Source organism: Shewanella sp. 38A_GOM-205m (genome assembly GCF_000518445.1).
In the GTDB taxonomy this organism is placed as follows: domain Bacteria; phylum Pseudomonadota; class Gammaproteobacteria; order Enterobacterales; family Shewanellaceae; genus Shewanella; species Shewanella algae.
Map to the genome: position 1 here is coordinate 345103 of NZ_JADP01000001.1, position 19346 is coordinate 364448.

20 protein-coding genes are annotated in these 19346 nt (G+C 53.6%); 9 read left to right on the forward strand and 11 right to left on the reverse strand.

The window, feature by feature from the left end:
• The first annotated feature begins 76 nt into the window (after window positions 1-76).
• From aceB to N512_RS0101580, 3 genes are all read left to right on the forward strand, one after another.
• A complete protein-coding gene (gene aceB, locus N512_RS0101570) occupies window positions 77-1687 on the forward strand; it encodes a malate synthase A (RefSeq protein WP_051472589.1) in 1611 nt (536 codons plus the stop codon).
• A gap of 73 nt (window positions 1688-1760) precedes the next feature.
• Window positions 1761-3083, forward strand: a complete 1323-nt coding sequence (gene aceA, locus N512_RS0101575; protein WP_028779181.1) for an isocitrate lyase — start codon at window positions 1761-1763, stop codon at window positions 3081-3083.
• A gap of 293 nt (window positions 3084-3376) precedes the next feature.
• Window positions 3377-4765: an HDOD domain-containing protein gene (locus tag N512_RS0101580; protein ID WP_156029025.1), complete on the forward strand. Its 1389-nt coding sequence runs from the start codon at window positions 3377-3379 to the stop codon at window positions 4763-4765.
• Here the strand turns inward: N512_RS0101580 and N512_RS21955 are convergent.
• From N512_RS21955 to N512_RS0101600, 4 genes are all read right to left on the reverse strand, one after another.
• Window positions 4745-5290, reverse strand: coding sequence for a nuclear transport factor 2 family protein (locus tag N512_RS21955; RefSeq protein WP_051472590.1), 546 nt, complete (start codon window positions 5288-5290; stop codon window positions 4745-4747). The two genes, N512_RS0101580 and N512_RS21955, sit on opposite strands and share 21 nt — an antisense overlap.
• Before the next feature lie 124 nt (window positions 5291-5414).
• Window positions 5415-6239, reverse strand: a complete 825-nt coding sequence (locus N512_RS0101590) for a zinc-dependent peptidase (protein WP_025009748.1) — start codon at window positions 6237-6239, stop codon at window positions 5415-5417.
• A 179-nt stretch (window positions 6240-6418) separates the two neighbouring features.
• Window positions 6419-6823 carry a hypothetical protein gene (locus N512_RS0101595; protein ID WP_028779183.1) on the reverse strand — a complete coding sequence of 135 codons (405 nt, stop codon included), beginning with the start codon at window positions 6821-6823 and terminating at the stop codon, window positions 6419-6421.
• Window positions 6783-7526 carry an AAA family ATPase gene (locus N512_RS0101600; RefSeq protein WP_025009750.1) on the reverse strand — a complete coding sequence of 248 codons (744 nt, stop codon included), beginning with the start codon at window positions 7524-7526 and terminating at the stop codon, window positions 6783-6785. Before N512_RS0101600 ends, N512_RS0101595 begins: the two co-directional genes overlap by 41 nt.
• Before the next feature lie 669 nt (window positions 7527-8195).
• Between N512_RS0101600 and N512_RS0101605 the strand changes: the two genes are divergently transcribed.
• The gene (locus N512_RS0101605) at window positions 8196-8675 is read left to right on the forward strand and encodes a GNAT family N-acetyltransferase (protein WP_028779184.1); all 480 of its coding nucleotides are present in this window, start codon (window positions 8196-8198) and stop codon (window positions 8673-8675) included.
• Window positions 8676-8684: 9 nt separating this feature from the next.
• Here the strand turns inward: N512_RS0101605 and N512_RS0101610 are convergent, their stop codons facing one another.
• The 3 genes from N512_RS0101610 to N512_RS0101620 all read right to left on the reverse strand — a co-directional run bounded on the left by N512_RS0101610 (window position 8685) and on the right by N512_RS0101620 (window position 11479).
• Window positions 8685-9752 (reverse strand): saccharopine dehydrogenase family protein, encoded by a 1068-nt coding sequence (locus N512_RS0101610; protein ID WP_037473816.1) that lies wholly within the window; start codon window positions 9750-9752, stop codon window positions 8685-8687.
• Window positions 9753-9834: 82 nt separating this feature from the next.
• Window positions 9835-10779, reverse strand: a complete 945-nt coding sequence (locus tag N512_RS0101615; RefSeq protein ID WP_028779186.1) for an NAD-dependent epimerase/dehydratase family protein — start codon at window positions 10777-10779, stop codon at window positions 9835-9837.
• A gap of 268 nt (window positions 10780-11047) precedes the next feature.
• On the reverse strand, window positions 11048-11479 hold the full coding sequence (locus N512_RS0101620; RefSeq protein WP_028779187.1) for a MerR family transcriptional regulator: 432 nt from the start codon (window positions 11477-11479) through the stop codon (window positions 11048-11050).
• A 118-nt stretch (window positions 11480-11597) separates the two neighbouring features.
• On the opposite strand from N512_RS0101620, the gene N512_RS0101625 reads away from it, so the two are divergent.
• The 4 genes from N512_RS0101625 (at window position 11598) to N512_RS0101640 (ending at window position 13370) form a co-directional block, all read left to right on the forward strand.
• Window positions 11598-11813, forward strand: coding sequence for a DUF3820 family protein (locus N512_RS0101625; protein WP_028779188.1), 216 nt, complete (start codon window positions 11598-11600; stop codon window positions 11811-11813).
• 93 nt (window positions 11814-11906) lie between these two features.
• On the forward strand, window positions 11907-12206 hold the full coding sequence (locus tag N512_RS0101630) for a hypothetical protein (RefSeq protein ID WP_025009756.1): 300 nt from the start codon (window positions 11907-11909) through the stop codon (window positions 12204-12206).
• Window positions 12207-12313: 107 nt separating this feature from the next.
• Window positions 12314-12853, forward strand: coding sequence for a GNAT family N-acetyltransferase (locus N512_RS21960; RefSeq protein ID WP_231473479.1), 540 nt, complete (start codon window positions 12314-12316; stop codon window positions 12851-12853).
• A gap of 7 nt (window positions 12854-12860) precedes the next feature.
• On the forward strand, window positions 12861-13370 hold the full coding sequence (locus N512_RS0101640) for a GNAT family N-acetyltransferase (protein ID WP_051472592.1): 510 nt from the start codon (window positions 12861-12863) through the stop codon (window positions 13368-13370).
• Window positions 13371-13446: 76 nt separating this feature from the next.
• On the opposite strand, the gene N512_RS0101645 is transcribed toward N512_RS0101640, so the two are convergent.
• Together N512_RS0101645 and N512_RS0101650 are read right to left on the reverse strand one after the other, a co-directional pair.
• Window positions 13447-14139, reverse strand: coding sequence for a pirin family protein (locus N512_RS0101645; protein WP_028779190.1), 693 nt, complete (start codon window positions 14137-14139; stop codon window positions 13447-13449).
• 467 nt (window positions 14140-14606) lie between these two features.
• Window positions 14607-15050, reverse strand: a complete 444-nt coding sequence (locus N512_RS0101650) for a DoxX family protein (protein WP_025009758.1) — start codon at window positions 15048-15050, stop codon at window positions 14607-14609.
• Window positions 15051-15188: 138 nt separating this feature from the next.
• Here N512_RS0101650 and N512_RS0101655 point away from each other — a divergent pair, with 138 nt between their 5' ends.
• Complete coding sequence (locus N512_RS0101655; RefSeq protein ID WP_025887500.1) at window positions 15189-16082, forward strand: LysR family transcriptional regulator; 894 nt, start codon at window positions 15189-15191, stop codon at window positions 16080-16082.
• 123 nt (window positions 16083-16205) lie between these two features.
• Here the strand turns inward: N512_RS0101655 and N512_RS0101660 are convergent, their stop codons facing one another.
• Both N512_RS0101660 and N512_RS0101665 read right to left on the reverse strand, forming a co-directional pair.
• On the reverse strand, window positions 16206-17951 hold the full coding sequence (locus N512_RS0101660; RefSeq protein ID WP_028779191.1) for a bifunctional metallophosphatase/5'-nucleotidase: 1746 nt from the start codon (window positions 17949-17951) through the stop codon (window positions 16206-16208).
• 170 nt (window positions 17952-18121) lie between these two features.
• Window positions 18122-19198, reverse strand: coding sequence for a CNNM domain-containing protein (locus N512_RS0101665; protein ID WP_025887502.1), 1077 nt, complete (start codon window positions 19196-19198; stop codon window positions 18122-18124).
• Between the last annotated feature and the right edge of the window lie 148 nt (window positions 19199-19346).

Here is a 19346-nt window from a genome sequence, read left to right on the forward strand (position 1 = left end):
TTATCGATAGGTTTTAGTACGAAACGAACATTTGCAGGGTTTGGCAGCCTTATCTGCCTTCCAGGGAGACAGCAAGATGATAGCAGAGACAGTCGCACAGCAAGGGCTCAGTATTAAGGGGGCCGAAATACCGCAGCAGCAGAGCCTTTTTACTGAAGGTGCGCTCAACTTCCTCGAGGCTCTGTGTCGGGAGTTTGCTCCGGAAGTGGCCAGCTTGCTGGAAAAGCGTGAGCAACGTCAGCAGCGGATAGACGGCGGCGAGTTGCCGGACTTTTTACCGCAAACCCGAGCCATTCGAGATGGTGATTGGCAAATTCGCGGTATACCGGCGGATCTTAAAGATAGACGGGTCGAGATCACCGGGCCTGTGGATCGCAAGATGATCATCAATGCGCTCAACGCCAATGTAAAAGTCTTTATGGCCGACTTCGAAGATTCACTGGCACCCAGCTGGCAGAAGGTGGTCGAGGGTCAAATCAATCTGCGTGACGCCGTCCGCGGTGAAATTGATTTCACCGCGCCGGAAACCGGCAAACACTATCAATTGCAGGCCAACCCCGCGGTATTGATTGCCAGAGTGCGGGGGTTGCACCTGCCGGAGGCGCATGTCGAATTCAACGGTAAGCCTATTCCCGGCTGCTTATTCGACTTTGCTTTGTACTTTTATCATAACTATCGCCAACTGCTTGCCAAGGGCAGTGGACCTTACTTCTATATTCCCAAGTTGGAGAGCCATCTTGAGGCGCGCTGGTGGGCCAAGGTGTTTGCCTTCGCCGAAGAGCGTTTCTGCCTGCAGAGCGGCACCATCAAGTGCACCTGTCTGATTGAAACTCTGCCGGCCGTGTTTGAGATGGAGGAGATCCTCTATGAGCTGCGCTCCAACATAGTGGCGCTCAATTGTGGCCGTTGGGATTACATTTTCAGCTATATCAAGACCTTGAAGAAGCATCCTGATCGTATTTTGCCGGACCGCCAGCAAGTGACCATGGATAAGCCGTTTCTCAGCGCCTATTCACGCCTGCTGATCAAGACCTGCCACAAGCGCGGCGCTCTGGCGATGGGCGGCATGGCAGCCTTTATTCCCGCCAAGGATCCGCAAACCAATGCCCAGGTGCTGGAGCGGGTTCGCAAGGACAAAGAGCTTGAGGCCCGAAACGGCCATGACGGTACCTGGGTGGCACACCCTGGCCTGGCTGATACCGCCATGGGGATTTTCAACGAATATATAGGTGAAGAGCACGCCAACCAGCTGCATATCACCCGCGACGTGGACGCACCCATCCTGGCGGCCGAGCTGCTCAAACCCTGTGATGGTGAACGCACCGAAGAGGGGATGCGACTCAATATCCGTATTGCACTGCAGTACATAGAAGCCTGGATTGGCGGTAATGGTTGTGTGCCCATCTATGGCTTGATGGAAGACGCAGCCACAGCGGAAATCAGCCGCGCCTCTATCTGGCAATGGATCCAGCACGGGCAAAAGCTTTCCAACGGCAAGCCGGTGACCAAGGCGCTGTTCAGCGCCATGTTGAAAGAAGAGTTGGCCAATGTGCGTGAAGAGCTCGGCAGCGAGCGTTTCGATAACGGCCAATTCAAGCAGGCGGCAAGCTTATTGGAAGAGATCACCACAGCCGATGAGCTGGTGACCTTCCTGACCTTGCCGGGCTACGAGCTGCTTACCCGATAACCCCATAACCATTAACGGCTGCTGCCCGCGGGGGCTGGGTGGCTGCCAAATTACCCTACGAAGGAGAGTCAAAATGACCAAGGCAACACAGAATTCACGTCAGGCGCAGATAGAAGCTTTGAAAAAGGATTGGGCTGAAAATCCACGTTGGCAGGGCGTTCGCCGTCCATTTACCGCAGAAGAAGTTGTAGCATTGCGCGGTTCAGTGGTTCCTGAAAACACCATCGCTAAACGTGGCGCAGCCAAGTTGTGGGAACTGGTTAACGGCGGCGCGAAGAAGGGCTATGTTAACTCTCTCGGTGCTTTGACCGGCGGTCAGGCCGTGCAGCAGGCCAAGGCCGGTATCGAGGCCATCTACCTTTCAGGCTGGCAGGTGGCGGCCGATGCCAACCTGGCGGGCACCATGTATCCGGATCAGTCACTCTATCCGGCCAACTCCGTGCCTGCCGTGGTGGGGCGGATCAATAACTCCTTCCGCCGCGCCGATCAGATCCAGTGGAATCAGGGCAAAAACCCGGAAGATGAGGGTTATGTCGATTACTTCCTGCCGATTGTGGCCGATGCCGAAGCCGGATTCGGTGGCGTGCTGAACGCCTATGAGCTGATGAAGTCCATGATAGATGCCGGCGCCGCCGGGGTGCACTTCGAAGATCAGCTGGCCTCGGTGAAAAAATGTGGTCACATGGGCGGTAAGGTTTTGGTGCCGACTCAGGAAGCGGTACAGAAGCTGGTAGCGGCCCGTCTGGCAGCCGACGTATCCGGAGTGGATACTCTGGTGATTGCCCGTACCGATGCCAACGCCGCTGATCTGCTGACCTCAGATTGCGACCCCTATGATCGCGACTTCATCACCGGAGAGCGTACCCAGGAAGGTTTCTACCGGGTGAAGGCAGGTTTGGATCAAGCCATTTCCCGCGGGCTTGCCTACGCACCTTATGCCGACCTTATCTGGTGTGAAACTGCCAAGCCGGATCTGGAAGAGGCGCGCCGCTTTGCCGAAGCCATCCATGCCCAGTATCCGGATCAACTGTTGGCCTATAACTGTTCACCTTCGTTCAACTGGAAGAAGAACCTGGATGACGCCACCATTGCCAAGTTCCAGCAGGAGCTTGCCAACATGGGCTACAAGTACCAGTTCATCACTTTGGCCGGTATTCACAACATGTGGTACAACATGTTCGATCTCGCCTACGACTACGCCCGCGGCGAAGGCATGAAGCACTATGTTGAGAAGGTTCAGGAAGCCGAATTCGCTGCTGCGCAGAAGGGATACACTTTTGTGGCGCATCAGCAGGAAGTGGGTACAGGTTACTTTGATCAGGTGACCAATGTTATCCAGGGCGGCCAGTCCTCTGTCACGGCTCTGAGTGGTTCGACCGAAGAAGAGCAGTTTTAATCCCCTGTGTTGGCGTCCTCGGGCGCCACTTCCCCGGAAATGAACCTACGCCATTTTCGGGGGTAATTTGTGACTTCCCAGTCATTTGAGCCTTGTTGCTTGTGTTTTGGCGACTCATTGAGTCGCCTTTTTTTGTTGTAATTGTGTTATTTCTTTGAAGTTTGTGCTTTATTCATAACAAGAGTTCCATTCTCAAGCCCACCGCTGGGCCAATACCTGAAAGAGTTGAGTCGTATTTGAAATCAGCCAACAAGGGGGTGGATTACTGGACCCGCAGGATCAGTGATCAGGAAATGCCCGCACTTTGCTCAACAATAAGGACATTGGAAAAACTCGCCAAGGACGATGTGTCCTCCATGGCGATTCTGGGGCGCAGCATAATGCACGACAATGCGCTCACTTCCCGTATTTTGCGGGTGGCCAACAGCGCCATCTATAACAAGGGGATAAGCCCTGTTACAACGGTCAGCCGCGCTGCCGTGGTACTGGGGTTCGACACCATCCGCAATATCTGCATTACCGCCAAACTCCTCTCCAGTTTGCTGGAAAGCAAAAATCTGGCGCCCTCGGTTTATCAAAGGTTGCTTAAGCTGATGGCTCAGGCGTTTCAGGCCGCCATGTTGGCCAAGATGATGCTCGATGGCTACGATGAGGAGTTGCAGGAAGAGGCGTTTATTGCCGCGCTGCTCTATCACTTGGGTGAGAGTGCCTTTTGGAGCACGGGAGCCGAACTGGCCGAGGAGCTGGATTCTGCCCTCAGCGCCGAAAGTGATGCCGTAAACAGGCTCAATCTGGTGCGTGAGGCGCTCGGGGCTTCATTCAATCAGCTCAGCCAGGGGCTGGCCCGCAGTTGGGGCCTGGGTGAACTATTGTGCAAGTCGCTCAGCAATCCCGATGAACGCACGCCGGAAATTCGCAGTATTTTTCTGGCCAATAAACTCAGCGAAGCGCTGGCCGGCGCCGCACTCAAACCCGAGGAGCTGGAGCGGCGCCTTAAACAAGCCGCCGATATGCTCAAGCTGGATACAGATGAGTTTCGTGGCCGGGTCCTTCGCTGCTCCAACGCTACAGTCAAGTTAGCCGAAGCCTATGGCGCCAAGGTGCTTATCGAGTATTTGCCGGACACAGATCAGTTGCTGCCCCAGGAGAGGGTAGCTGAGGTTGTAGTGCGCGAGGCAAATCTTGCGTTCCAGCTGAAAAAACTCAGAGAGCTGACCGGCTATGCGGTCGAGAAGACTGATTTTAATAAGGTCGTGACCACGGCATTGGAGGGGATACTCGAGGGTATTGGTCTTGACCGCTGCGCCGTGCTCTTGCTGTCACCGAGTAGGCGTATGTTGCAGCCGAGAATCGCGCTGGGGGACGGCGCCGAGGAGATGAAAAACGACTTTATTCTCGAGCTGGAAGGCCGCGGCACCTTGCTGAGGGATTGTATTGAAAATCAGAAACTGGCTTGGCAGGGCGAGGGGGCCGACAAAGCCGTATTAGGAGAACAGCTGGCGAGAAAAGTTCCCGCCAGTGGTTTTATGTTGGCACCGCTGAAAGTGGACAATAAGGTAATTGGCGTCTATTACGCCGACAAGGCCAGTTCGGGACGGGACATTCATCCTGAAGATTTTGACAGCTTTGGCCACTTCGTACAGCTGGCCAACATCTGTTTCTCAGTTGCCTTCAGGCACTGATTTCTGCTTTTTGCGATACAGCTTTATCTGATCGGTAATTCTGGGCGCCAGGGCGTTGGGAATGGGGAAACTCAGGCTGTACTGCAGTATTTGCCAGCCTTGTTCGGTTTTGACAAGCGTGCCTGTGCCCCGTCCAAGCCCATAGGACTGGCTGTCCAGCAGTTCATCGAACACAATCACCTCGCCGTGCTGCACCAGGCGGCGCGAGGAACTTTGGTAAGTCCAGCCCTTGGTGGCACGGGCATACTGCTCAAATTCAACCATATTCCAGTATTCACTGGCATCTGTACCGATAAACCCCGCATCGGGGCTGAAGAGGCTAAAGTAGCTGTCCCAGTCGGCATTGGCAGCACTTTGGTGCAGCTTATCCAATACCGAAGCGGCCTGAGTTTGGCTATCATCGAGCTGGCCGCTTTGCTCCTGGCCGTTTTGATTGCCGGCTTGCGGGTTATTTGCCAAGGTTGAATGGCCGTAAATCGGTAGCAGCAGCGCTGTAGTCAGCAACAGAGGCTTAAGGTGCAACATAATGTTTCCTCTTATAAATTTTTATTGTCGGCCCCAGCTTAACCCAATTGGGCACAAGATGTGAGCCAAATGGGTTTTCTGTTTGCAGGTATGCAGTTATCCAGTTATGCAGTTGAAAGCTGGCCTAGTGCCAACTCAGGGGATCGAGACGATAGAAGCGGCTCAGCTCCTGGTAAAGTGCCGGATAATCGGCTCTCATCTGCTGCGGCTGTTCGAAGAACACCTCGCTTATTACGGCAAAGAACTCGGCCGGATTGGTGGCGCCGTAGTAACTGAATAGGCTGGGCTCACCACTGGCGGCCTGAGCCTGCAGTTTGGCAAACTCTCGGCCAAGCACCTGCGACCACACAGGGTAGGCGTTGAACTCGCCGAGTCTGGGAGCGCCATTGGCATCGCCTGCTTCCTGATCCAGTTGATGGGCAAATTCATGGATCACGACATTCCGGCCGTCTGCCGGGTCGGCGGCGTCATCCAGGGTATTTTGCCAGGAAAGGACGACCTTCCCCTGACCCCAGGATTCTCCTGCCAATAACCTTTGGCTGTGCCATTCCAGGCCATTGGCATCCCGCTGCTGCTGGCGAACAATAAAGGCCGATGGGTACACTAAAATTTGTCTCAGGTTAGGGTAATAGTCGGTTTGGCGATTGAGTAATAAGAGACAGGCCTGCGCGGCTATGGTCAGGCGGATTTCATCATCTATCTCCAACCCATCGCAACCGACAAACTGCTTTTCCGCCAGAAACACCTGGATGTGTTTCTTGAGCTGCAGTTGCAGGTCACTGGGCAGGGAACGGAAATAGGGCATACGTTTTTTCAGGATAGTGCGCCATTCCTTGGGGAAAGGCTTGGCACGTATTTTGTCTCTGCGTCTGCGATCCCGCCAGGACTGGCTGAGGATCCAACCTATGGCGCTGGCGCCGGCGGCAAGGGTGATCAGAATGGCCAGCATGATCCGGCTCCATGGCTAAAGCGTCTAATCAGATCTGTGGGGGCTCAGTGGGAATAACTCAAGCTCGGCGCATGAAAAATAAGCAAAAAAAAGCTGACAGCAAAGAGGTTGAAACCTGTTATCGGCTGTCAGCAAAGGGTGGGAGTGTCAAACAGTCCACACATTTCAAGGGAAAGGAATCAGTCCGGCATAAACTTCTGCTCCAACTCGCGGCGCTCTTGCGGTGTCAGGCTGTGATGATGCTTGATAAGCAAACGTATCAGGCGTGACTTGGCAATATCACAGTCGCTGGCCATTTCGGCCAGGTGGCTGATGGCCGCTTCACTCAGGGTGAAAGTTGCCTTGCGAAAAGGTTCGTGGCGGCGTTTGGGTATCAGCTTTTGCTGAGTGGCTTCCTGCTTGGCGGAAGCTGTATTGGAATACCGCTGCTCAACCGGCATAGTTGCCGCCGATTGCTGTGTTTGCCCCATGGCGTAATAGATGGCACCGTCGATAAACTCATCCAGGGATTGCATGGCCAACATACGCTTACGGGCATCGACCTCAGATGGCGTAACGTTTTTCTTCAGATCGGCCAGTCCCATACTGAGTCCTCATGCTGTTGAGTTGGTTGGTCATCAGGCGGCTGCGGATCTCAGTGGCATTCTGTGCCTGCAGCATTTCGCAGGCGATGGCACGGATCTCGGCGGCGGCCTTGCCCTTCGGCTCAAATTCAATTACCGAGCGGCCGGACTCTTCGCTGTCATCATAGATGTTACGGCTGTAGGTAATGGCGTCCAGCACATTGATATCGTAGGTTTTGCAGACTTCCTTGGCCTCTAGAATACGGCTGGCCTGATTGGGCAGGTTAGGGCACTGGGTGATGACAAAAGAGGCGCGCATCTTGGGGTTTATCATCATGCAGGTAGCGACTATGTCGTCCATATGGCTGACGGTTTTAAGATCGCGGCGCTTGGGCCTGAGGGGCATGAGCACATGGGAGGCCACTGACATGGTGGCACGCAGCGCCAGGTTGTCCTGGCCGCCGCAATCGACTATCACATAATCGTAGTGTTGCTCCAGGCTCAACAGATCGTTGCGGATTTTGCCATAGAGTTGAACACAGTTGATCCCGGCTAGCTTGCTGTCGTTGTTGCGGGCCTGGATCCAATCAGAGGTGGTTCGCTGAGGGTCGCAATCCACCATGATCACCGATGCGCCACATTCCACCGTGAGAAAAACGGCAATGTTTTGTGCCAGGCAGCTCTTGCCGCTGCCCCCCTTTTCACCGCCAACGAGTATGATCATTGTCTTGCCCTCTGAAAGCCTGTTATTAAGTTATTTGCTCTTTCCCTGATGGCTTACAACTTTCCTTGGTTCGGGAGTGTTCCCAACCTGATGTTTGCCGTGTCGCTGCTTTTCTGCACTCCGAAAAGTTGTTGCTGACGGAGGTGAACAGTGAACGGTAAAACAAATGTAAAAGCTAAATTGTTCTTGGTCAACTTGATGATTTTTATTGGTTTTTATTGTTTTCGTTGCGTCATGTTTTTGGCGTTGCCCCTTGGGTTGCCGTAATAATGGCAGTGTTGCCGGTGAGGGGAGGTGGCCGAGGAAATTATCAATAAAATTATGCTGTTAAAAAAATGTTTCCGCGTCATTTATTTGTTAAATCTGCACTGCCACAGGGTAGGTTTCAGCAGAGCTTCTTTTATGACGCAGCAGATACCGTTTGTAGGAATTAAAAATATTTTTTTTAGACCTAAAAAGTATAAATAAATGTGATCTTTGTCGATTGTTCCATTAATCAGACTCTTGGTGTGCCTTTAAGTCGTTTGGGGTGCTGGCTTTTTTCAGCTCTATCTTGTCACCCAGGTTGTTGCAACTGTCATCTGCTTGCCACAGTACTCTGCCATGTTGGCGTATTGGCTGGGGATACCCTGGCGTTCCGACCATCAGTATTTATGCAAGGAGGCATTTATGGGCCATGTACTCAACCAGACCAGTCGCTTTGAAGTGATGGAGTATTGTCTGGCAACCCACGAACTCTTGTTGCTCCGGGACAGGGCAGGACTGCCGGTGCATGGACTGGATGACAGTTGTTTGCCTGCCAAGCCGCTGCTGTCCTTATGTATCAGGGAAAGGTCCGGTGGGGAAAACCTGCAGGAGGGACAACTGGTGGCCTTGGCTTTGGTGCGTAGCGGCTCTGTAGCTGAACCCAGTCAGGAACAGGAGCACTATCTGTTGCAGGACTTTCTGGTGTTGCCCGAATTTCGCCATCTTGGACTCGGCAGCTTTTTGTTGGAGACGGTTATTGAGCGATTATCGCTTCTGGGAGAGCCTAAGCGGCAACTGATGCTGGAGGTGCTTCCGGGAGACGAAGTCCTGGCGCAGCGCCTGGGGTTTAAGCCAGGCGGCCACAGTGTGCCGGGAAATCTTTGGCTGAGAAGCGTAGGTTGAATTGAAAGCCTAAATCAGCTGCAGCTCACCCGAGTGCGGTAATCGAGTTATCAAGTCGGCGCCCATGAGTTGTGATGGCGTATAACTGCCGCCATCATGATTATGCTGCAGCAGATAATCCACAACCGCCAGCGAGCCAAAAACCGTCAGACTATAACCATTGGCGGTTTTTATCCGCGCTGTGCGCCGCTCCCCTTGCGCATTACTGACTTCACCCCAGATAAAGGTCGGCAACTTTGCCCTTGCTGCTCCATCGGGCCCTGTCACCGTCTTGCCTATATGTGCCTTGAGCAGTTTCTGCAGCCAGCGGAATTTCAACAAGGGTCTGATGTAGTTGGCCCGTTTGGTGTTGGCTATCATCTTGGCCGAGCCCGGGATAAAGACCTCTATGTTGGGGATCCCTGTGGTGTAGAAAGCGGTTGCTACATCGCCCCAGGGAATTGTCATAGCCGGTTTCTCACCATCGCCGAAATCTATGTTTCTCACCTTATAGGCAAGCGGCACAGAGATGATTTTACCCTGTTTACGTACCTTGCCGCCCTGGGCCAGGCCTTCAACCGAGGTTTTGGCTGTGCCGGGAGATAAGCCCGAGCGAGAGTCGAAACCGAGTGATAAGTGGTTGGCATCGGGCAAGGCATTTTTCAGGGCTGCGGCGAGACAGTCTGTGGGGATCACGTCGAAACCGACACCCGGACAGATAACAATCCCGGTGTCTTGGGCTTGCTGCTTGAGTGATTGCGCCAGCTCGAACACCGCAATTTCCCCTGTAATATCCAAGTAGTGCACCTTGGCAGCCAAGCAGGCTTGCATCATGGGCCCAGCCGTTGCCGAAAAAGGCCCGGCGCAGTTGAGTATCAAGCTCATGTCACCTATATGGCGTGGGATATCATCCAAGTCGAACACAGCTGACTCGAGCCGCAACTCCTTGGCCAGTGCCCGGGTCTTTTCACGGTTGCGCCCGGCGAGTACTGGGCGCAATCCTCGATGTGCGGCTTCCCGGGCGATAAGTTCACCGGTGTAACCATAGGCACCGTAAATCATCCAGTTTCCCTGCTTGTTTGAACCTGTGTCTGTCATGGTTCTGCTCCGAAAGGATCTTGTAATCAATTGCTTGTGTCTGGCCCTGAGGCAAGTTATTCGGTTGCTGCTTGAGTGACCGCTAAGGATTGGCCGCCCGGTGGCTTCGCTCCTGGAAAATCTCACGCAATCCCTGTTCGTAGCCGGTGATTTGAAAGCCCGGGAAGCGCGCCTTGAATTTATCGGACACAAAGAGATTATCCACCTTGTAACGCGGCAAGAGTTCGGTGGTATCTTTGAGCTTTTGGTTGAACTTGGCGCCCAGCCACAGCTGCCAGCTTTTGAGCACTTTATACTTGGCCGGAGTGCCGAAAACCTTTGCCGCCAGAAAGATGAACTCCCGGTAGGTCAAACGGTTATCGTCGCAGGGAAGATGCCAGGTTTGGCCATAGGCATCCGGGGTATTACCCAGCAGCGCCATCGCCCGGCTGGCATCCGGGGTGTAAATGAGGCTGCGCTTAACCTTGTCATTCAGCAGCACCTTGGCACTTTTGGCCGCTATCAGTCTGTCTATTACGGTGGTGTTGGTAAAGCTCTGGGTTTTACCCGGGCCATAAAATTCAGGCGCGCGGCAGATCATGGCTGTTACCTTTCCCTGTTGCATCGCATCCAGCAGCATCTGGGTGATTTGGCCTCTGACTAACCCCTTGGGACCGTTGGGCACAAAAGGTGTATCTTCACTTTGAGGCACTGAGGTTTGCGGGTACATATAAGTGTTATCGAAATACACCAACTTGGCGCCTTGGGCACTGCAGGCGTTGATAACATTCCGCATCATGTCAGGCCATTGCTCAAGCCAAATCTGGGTATCCAGAGGTAACCCCGCGGTAAAATAGACAATTTCTGAACCTGCTACCGCCTTGAGTGTTTGCTCAGGATCTCGGAGATCGGCTTGAAATAGCTCATCGCTGTCATTGACCTTCTGTGGTCTGCGGCTGACCAAGCGTATGGTGTCGGTGAATTCGCGTTTGAGACTCAAGGCCAGCTCTCTGCCTATCTGCCCATTGGCACCCAGTATTGTTTGCATGATTCAGCTTACCTTTTGCTGTGAGGTTAAGGATAGTGCGAACAAGTCGTGGTCTATTGGGCTCTGGCCCCTGATCCAGAGCAGGGCTTTTAGCGTCAGTTTAGCCTGGACTTGCTCTTACCCTGACTATCCTAAGGTTAAAGTTAAGTTTAAGGTCAAGAGGGAATCTTTATGATTGACCTGAAAGCCGCAGGCTGCTGGAATCGGCGCGTGGTTTGGCCGCAAGGCTCTGCAGTGTCTGCTGGATATAGCCTGGAGAATGGGAAAATCACTTTTTGTCACTGCTGCGGGACAATATCTGCCAACCCAACTGGGACATGACTCTTTTGGCATTGCTGCTGCAGTCCAGGTCATCGGGCTTGGCTTCTATTTCGGCCAGAACCTGCAAGAGTTTGGCCTTGCTGGCGGCCACTTTGCGTTCAATCTCCTCCAGATCGGCTATCTTCCTGTGCAGAGAGCCAAGCAGTTGCTGGTGATCCCATTGACCGAGTTCGCTCGGCAGCAGAGCCTTGAGCTCATCCAGGCTGAAACCGGCTTGTTGGCCTGTGGCTATCATATCCAGAAGTATCACGGCCTCGGGAGGATAGCTGCGATAACCATTGGCTTTACGGTTGACGGTTTTCAGCAACCCAATACGTTCATAGAAGCGGATCCGCGAGGGAGCCAGGCCGGTTTTCTGTGCCAGTTCACCAATTTTCATCTTTGTTCGTCCAAAATTGATTAATCCTGCTTTCATGAGCTGCGCCGATTGGCAGGCTTTCCACTCAAGTTTACTTTTCCGGAGTATACTGGCAACTTTAGCCCGAAACGGAGAGAAGATGCAGCCGGAACAGCAGTTGTTGGAAGCCATCAATCAAACCATGCCCTTTGGCAAGTACGCCGGACGCAAGTTATTGGAGCTTCCCGAGCCTTATCTGGTGTGGTTTCACTCCAAGGGGTTCCCCGAGGGCAAACTTGGGCAGCAATTGGCGCTTATCTATGAGGTGAAGCTCAATGGTCTTGAGTCTATGCTGCGGCCCTTGCTACGTCCGTGAAGCTGTCAAAAGTGTGAACCCTATTAGCGATTTATGAAATAACACATGTTTTAATGGCGCAGTATTTCCAACGACAACAGGAAGCAACAGACAATGGCAAAATTGGCAAAGATCTTGGCGACCGCGGCTTTGGCTCTGGGTATATCTTCAGCCTGGGCGCAAGGTGCGGTACATGAAGGCACAGTGGTCGACACCATGAACAGTGGCGGTTATACCTATGTGCAGATTAAAGAAGCCGATAAGACATTCTGGGCGGCAGGCCCTCAGGTAGCGGTGGCCAAGGGTGATAAGGTGCAGGTTACCGAGCAGATGTGGATGACCAACTTCACCAGCAAGACCCTCAACCGGACTTTTGACAAGCTGATGTTTGTTGGTGAAATCGATAAGAAGTGATTTCATCCACTCTCTGTTAAAGTCGCGACTCTGTTCGCGGCTTTTTTATTTGCGCTTAAGGGCTTTGCCTGAGCACAAATGTCGGGCAAAATGCCTGCAATTCAACTGTGTTGGTACCAATTCTCATGTTGCGGGTAGAGGTTTACTCTCATTCTCGTCACAGGCACTTGGGGGAGCAGATAGCCAATCTCTACCACAGTGCCGTTACTGCCATAGATGATGCCCGCTATAGCGCGGCTCAGCGTCTGGCTTGGTCGGCGGCGCCGCGCTCGGGGCGATACTGGCAGCTAAGGCTCAAACGGGCTCAGGCCTGGGTGATGCTCAAGGGCAGCGAGCAAAGTCCTCAATGTGTCGGCTTTGTGTTGCTGGAGACCACCTTCCGTGAGCGAGGTTACATCGCCTGCCTTTACGTGGCGCCCGATAGCCAGCGTCAGGGTGTTGCCTCATCCTTGCTTGAGGCCGCCAAGAAGTGGGCACTCACCCAAGGCTATCATCACCTGACAACAGATGCTTCGGCACTGTCCAAACCTGTGTTTGAACGCGCCGGGTTTCGTTTGCATCACAAAAGCTACCAGGAAAAATCCGGCCAAATGTTCGGCAGCTACTTTATGAAGCTGATACTGCCGCCTTTGGAGCACAAGAGCTAAGCAGCCTATGATTTCACCAACGCCCATTCAAGCCGAGCACGGCTTTATTGTTCGCCAAGGTCGCCCCGAGGACAGCGCGGCCATCGCCGAGCTGTTTCATCTGGTGGTAAACGCCAGCACAGAGCATTACAGCCAGGCGCAATGCCAGGCCTGGTCGCCTGCACAGCGCAGCGAAGATGAGTGGCGGAATCGTTTGCAGGGGACGGCGCTCTGGGTTGCCGAAGATGGTCGCAATTTGCTCGGATTTATTAACCTAAAGCCTTTGAATGCGCCGGGTGAGGCCGAGATAGACTGCCTTTTTACTCACCCCAATGCCCAGCGCCGGGGAGTTGCCGCCGAGCTCTACCGGCAGCTATTGAGATACGCCGTCGATTCCGGGGTGCAGTGTTTGAGGGTAGAGGCTTCTTTCTATGCCAAAGCGTTTTTCGGCAAGCAGGGCTTTACAACCTTGAAGCGCAATCAGCATCAACGCCACGGGGAAGTGCTGACCAATTTCAGTATGCAACTGCAGTTATAACCCAAGCCGCCCTGGAACATCACCCAAATGAAGTTCCAAGGGCAGCCTATGGACAAACGTCAAGAAATGCTGCTTGTTATGGCAAATCAAACACCAGGGCGACGGCACGCTTGTTACCGGCCTTGATGGCAAACTCCTCAAGTTCGTTGATGTGAATGCCATCGCCACTTTGCAGGGTTTCACCTGCCAATTGCAGCTCTCCTTCCACCAATTGAGCATAGAAGTTGCGTCCTTTTGCCAGCTTGAAGCTCGTCTGCTCGGCTGCGGTCAGCTCCAGGCGGTAGACGCTGGCGTCCTGTTTGATGGACAGGGTGCCATCGCGGCCATCGGGAGTGACGACCGGGGTCAGGGCCGAACTCTGGGCAAAGGCTTTTTGCTGATAACCCGGGGTGCCACCCTGCCTGCTAGGTTGGATCCAGATCTGCAGGAAATGCAGTGGTTCAGTTGCCGAGGCATTGTACTCACTGTGATAGATCCCCGTGCCGGCAGACATAAGTTGGAACTCACCGGCCGGCAGGGTTTTCACGTGACCAAAGCTGTCTTTATGGGCTATGGTGCCGGAAATCACATAGCTGATGATCTCCATGTCCTTGTGACCGTGGGTATCAAAGCCGGCGCTTGGCGCGACTCTGTCATCATTGATGACTCTCAGGGCCGAGACCCCCATAAATCTTGGATCGTAATAGTTGCCGAATGAAAAACTGTGTTGGCTTTTGAGCCAGCCGAAGTCGGCCCGGCCGCGTTCGTCGGCATGACGTACATAAATCATAATTCAGTTCTCCTGCTGGGAAGGTGCAGACAAGTCTTTTGTGTGCTCTTCACAGACTTACAGGCCAGGATGCAAGGCCTGTAAGCAGTGAATGGCTTAAAGCAAGATGTGTGCTCTTCACAGACTTACAGGCCAGGATGCAAGGCCTGTAAGCAGTGAATGGCTTAAAGCAAGATGTGTGCTTTGCAAGAAGGGCCCCTTAAGGAAGGTGCGAATAAGTCCTCGTGGCACTCTGGCTTGCACAGCAATTGGCGTTCAAGGCATCTGACTGAAGGCATGCTGGGGCCTGTCGAAGTCGGATAACGCAGAAAGCCGGTTGCTGTGAAAGCCCCGAAGGGCGTGGCTTACAGACCTGTCTGCTGTGTTGTGCTTCTTGCAAAGGACTAGGGCCATTTGCTGCGAACCACGCCTTGCATCCAAGCCCGTAAGCCGACGCAGAGCACACATGGGACTTGTTCGCACCTTCCTTAATGTGTCTTGCGGGCTATCATGCTGTCGATGGACAGTTTACCGGCGCCGGAAATCGCCAGGGATACAGTGGCGGCCAGCAATGCCAGACCAAACTCGTAACCGTTGTTGGACATAAACAAGCCGTTGTCCAGGTGCACTGTGACTATCGCCATCAACATGGTGAATGCCAACACAGCGGAAGTGGGGCGAATCAACAAACCTATGATAAGCAGCAGACCACCGAAAAATTCACTGGAGCCGGCCATCAGCGCCATTAAATATCCGGGAGTCAGGCCGATAGAGGCCATCCATTGTCCTGTGCCCTCCAGGCCGTAACCGCCGAACCAGCCAAAGAGCTTCTGGGCGCCGTGAGCCATAAAAGTGATACCTATAGGCAGGCGCAGCGCCAGAGGAGCGAAACCGGCATCGGTGCGGAGCAGTTTAATAATCAGGTCTTTCATAATGGTGTCCTCAATGAATTTGAATAGGGAGGATAGGCTTTCCTGTCCAGTTGCTGTGCAGTTTATCCTTGACCTTTGTGGCTGAAAATCGGAACATTTTGATATTGAATTTCAAAAAAATTGAACATAGGTTTTATCATGCACTCTGTCATTAGCCTGGATGCGCTTAAAGTATTGGATGCTATAGATAAAAAAGGTAGTTTTTCGGCAGCGGCCGAAGCGCTTTTCAAGGTACCATCTGCCTTGACCTATCAGGTTCAAAAGCTGGAGAGCGAGCTGGGAAGCAGATTATTTGAACGTAAGGGCACTCGGGCTCAACTTACCGAAGTGGGACGTTTGGTGTTGACCCAGGGGCGGGAGATCCTGGCGGCCACCGCCCGGCTTGAGGATGCCGTGAGGCAATTGGAAACCGGCTGGGAGGCTCAACTGACACTGGCGCTGGATACCGTCTTGCCACAAGCGCCGCTGCTTTCATTAATTAAGGAATTCACCGAGCTGGGTAAACAGCTCACCGTCAGCGTGACCCATGAGGCCCTTGGCGGCGGCTGGGATGCGCTTTATTCCAACCGCGCCGATATCGCCATAGGCGTCACGGGTGAATTGCCAAGAGGTCAGTATGAACTGCAAAAGCTTGGTGAGCTGGAGTTTGTGTTTGTTGTGGCGCCTGAGCATCCCTTGGCGCAATTTGACACAGAGATAGCCTCTGAAGCCTTGTTGCAATTTCCATCCATCATAGTGGCCGATACCTCGCGCTCCTTGAGTCAGCGCTCCAGTGGGGTGTTTGACAGTCGCCAGCTTATCCGGGTGTCGTCGATGGAAGCCAAGATCACCGCACAGAAGATGGGAATAGGGGTGGGCTTTCTGCCGCTGCATTTGATCCGGGAGGCCTTGGCCAAAGGTGAGTTGGTGCAGCGCGAAGTGGCCTTGCCCAGGCCTTCTCTGCCCATCTACATGGCCTGGCGAAAAGGGGAGATGGGAAAGGCGCTTGGCTGGTTTGCCGAGCGCCTGCAAGGCAGTGACTTTGGTCTATAAAGCAGTTTATAAAGCGGTTTATAAAATGGCTTATAACCTGGGTTTAGCATGCAGGCTGATGACCTTGAATGGTGCTTTGTCAGCAAAAGGGGCGAGGCATAATCGCTCTGAATGGCGGCCGGTCTATTCGCCGGCGGCCTCGGCCCTGTGGCTGGTATAGTGCACATGGGGCAATAGCAGTTCATCCAGTTTGGGGGCCTTTTTCAGGAAGTTGATAAAGGCGCCCGGCAATGTCAGCGACGGCATCGACTCCTGCCAGCGGGCTTGCAGCAGGGGTTCATAGCCTTCTTTCCCGGCCGTGGTGTAACAGGTGGAAACCCCGATATAGTGCTGCTCCGGCGCCAGTGCTTGCCACAGACCATTGGCCCGCAACAGCTCCAGCCGCAATAGCCTTTCTCCCTGCTCTTTGCGGCCATCATAGAAATATCTCAGCCCATAGGTATAGGGGAAACTACCGGCGCCGGTGCCACGCACGCCGTTGTTGGTGGCGGCGTTGATGGCCGACTCCAGCGCCTGGTAGAGGTGTTCACCGGCAATTTCATATTTAACCAGCGGCAATTCAAACGGCAACAGGCGCCCGAGCACGTCGGCTTTGGTCAGTTGTCCCTGGGGCACAGATTGACGCACGCCGCCGGCGTTATGCAGCGCAAAGTCCACTCTTTGGTCTTTGGCTCTGGACTCCAGAAACATGCTGCGGCTGACCCAAGGGGCAATTTCACTGCCGTGGGGCAGGGTGCGGCTTGGCAGACGGGTATGCACCAGGGCCTTGGGTACCAGAGCCAGCACCTGATTTTCCATGCTGCTGATCGCCGGGCGGAACTCGTTGGCAATCACTTGCTCCATGGCTTCATCGTTATCATCCCAGTGGATCCCTGGGTGTTGTTCCAATATCGCCTTGGCGGCTTGGTAGTCGGCTTCGCTGGCAGCCTGTGGGCCGCTCAGCAGAAACTGACTGTCCAGCATAAAGATGTTACTGCCTTCGAGCCGGGTCACCCGGCCTGCATCATCGAACTGAATGTCGGCGAGCCCCAGGGTTTCGGCATGTTTGCCGGCATGGAGGATAGGCACGCCGTTTACGCTTTCACCATAGGGCAGGCATGGCAGGCCAAAACCACGGAAATCACCCATCAGGGTATGGGTATGACCGCCGACTATCATGCTGATCCCGGGGATGGTTTCGGCCAGTAACCTGTCTTGCTCCAACCCTAAGTGACTAAGCACTATGATATGCACTATGCCTTTGGCCCTGAGGGCTTCAACAGTCTTCCTGGTAGTGGCAAAGGCATCGGCAAACTCGGTATCGGGATCCGGCCTGGCGATGGCTTTCATTTGATCCAGAGTAATACCGACTATGGCCAGTTGTTTGTCATGGAAAGGCTTTATCAGGCTGCGGCCGATACCTGAGGCGGTATCCAGATCATAGAGGTTGACCAGTCCTCGAAGACGCCCCGGCTTATCTTCAGCTTCGCCGCTGAGATCCATATTGGCCGCCAGCACAGGGAAGCCGACCTCTTTGATAAAGCCGGCCAGCAGAGCGTTGCCATCGTCAATATCATGGTTGCCTATGACCATGGCATCGGGTGCCAACATCTTCAGCAGTTTGGCGTTGGCCCGGCCTTTGAACTGGCTGTAATACAAGGTGCCCTGGAAACAATCACCGCCGTGGAGCAGGATAAAAGGCTGGTTTTGTGCTTGGGCAGCGTCTCTTGCGGCCTTGACCTGAGCCGAGATCCGCGCATAGCCACCACTGTGGCTGTGAAGATCAAACTCGCGTCCCTGAGAGTCAATCTTGAACTGAACCCGGCTGGGATCCAAGTGTGAGTGAGTATCGTTGAGATGGGCAAGTCTTAAAACATAATCTGTGTGCATATCATCCTCATTCTGCGAGCGGGGATTGTACACCTCCAGAGGCGGATGAAAAAGGGGGAGCTCAAGCTTCCCCAAAATGATGACTGTATTGATGGGTGGGTCGTTAGCCTGTCAAACTATCTCCCACTTGGATGACACCTGTATTAAAGCACTGAATTAATATTCTGAAATCAGAGCCCTTGGGAGTCAGTGACCGGCTCTCTGTCATCCGAGAGTCGGATCCCCTTATCTTTCATGCGGCGTTTCCAAAGTCGCCTTGCCAGTTGCTGCATGTCGGTGGCCGGGTCATTGATATCGACAATCTCCAGCCCCAGCAAGGATTCGATTATGTCTTCCAGTGTCACCAGCCCCTGACCACTGCCGTACTCGTCCACCACCATGGCTATCTGAGCGTTGCGTTTTATCATCAGCTCAAACAGCGGCAGGATGCGGGCGGTTTCCGGCACTATCACCAAATTGCGCTTGAGGTTCCCAAGGGGCGCATCGGGATTATCCCGCTCACTCAGCAGCACATCGGTACGGTTCACATAGCCTATGATGTCGTCGTGATCCTTGTCGAAAATAGGCACCCGGGTAAAAGGCTTATTGATATGCTGGCTGACAAATTCATGTTGAGTCAGGGCGGCCGGCAGAGTGAACATCACGGTTCTTGGAGTCATGATGGCGGTAACCGGCATCTCCTTGACGCTCAGCATCTGAGTCAGAATTTTGCTTTCCTGTTCATCCAGTTCACCGGATTCATGGCCTATTTTGGCCATGGCGCTCATTTCCTGACGGATATACTGGCCAGAGTCACCTTTGCCGAGCAAACGGGTAACCTTATTGGACATCCAGATAAGCGGCAGGGTGATGCGTTCCATCCACACCAGAGCCACAGACACACTGGGGGCCATGGCTCGCCAGTAGTTGGCACCTATGGTTTTGGGGATGATTTCGGAAAAGAACAGAATGAGGAAGGTCAGTACCCCGGAGAATACCCCCAACATCTCATCGCCAAACACTTTGGCAGCCTGAGCACCGGCCACGGCCGCACCTACGGTATGGGCTATGGTGTTGAGTGTCAAAATAGCGACCAGGGGAGATTCGACATTGTCTTTCTGTTTTTGAAGACGTTCGGCAGCATCCGGGTTGGACTGGCGCAGCGACGCAATATAGCTGGGAGTCACCGAAAGCAGCACGGCTTCAAACACACTACAGAGAAAAGAGACGCCGATGGCGACCAATACAATAACGATAAGCGTTAGCATAAGGGGGGAATTATCACTCCGATGCAAAGGCCAACATTAGCCCAGCGCTATTCTATCATAGAGCTTGTGAGCTGAAGCTTAATTTTCTGCTCGGTAGAGCGAAAGTCGGGTATAAGGGGATCCGCTGAATTACTGGCTATAGTGGCGG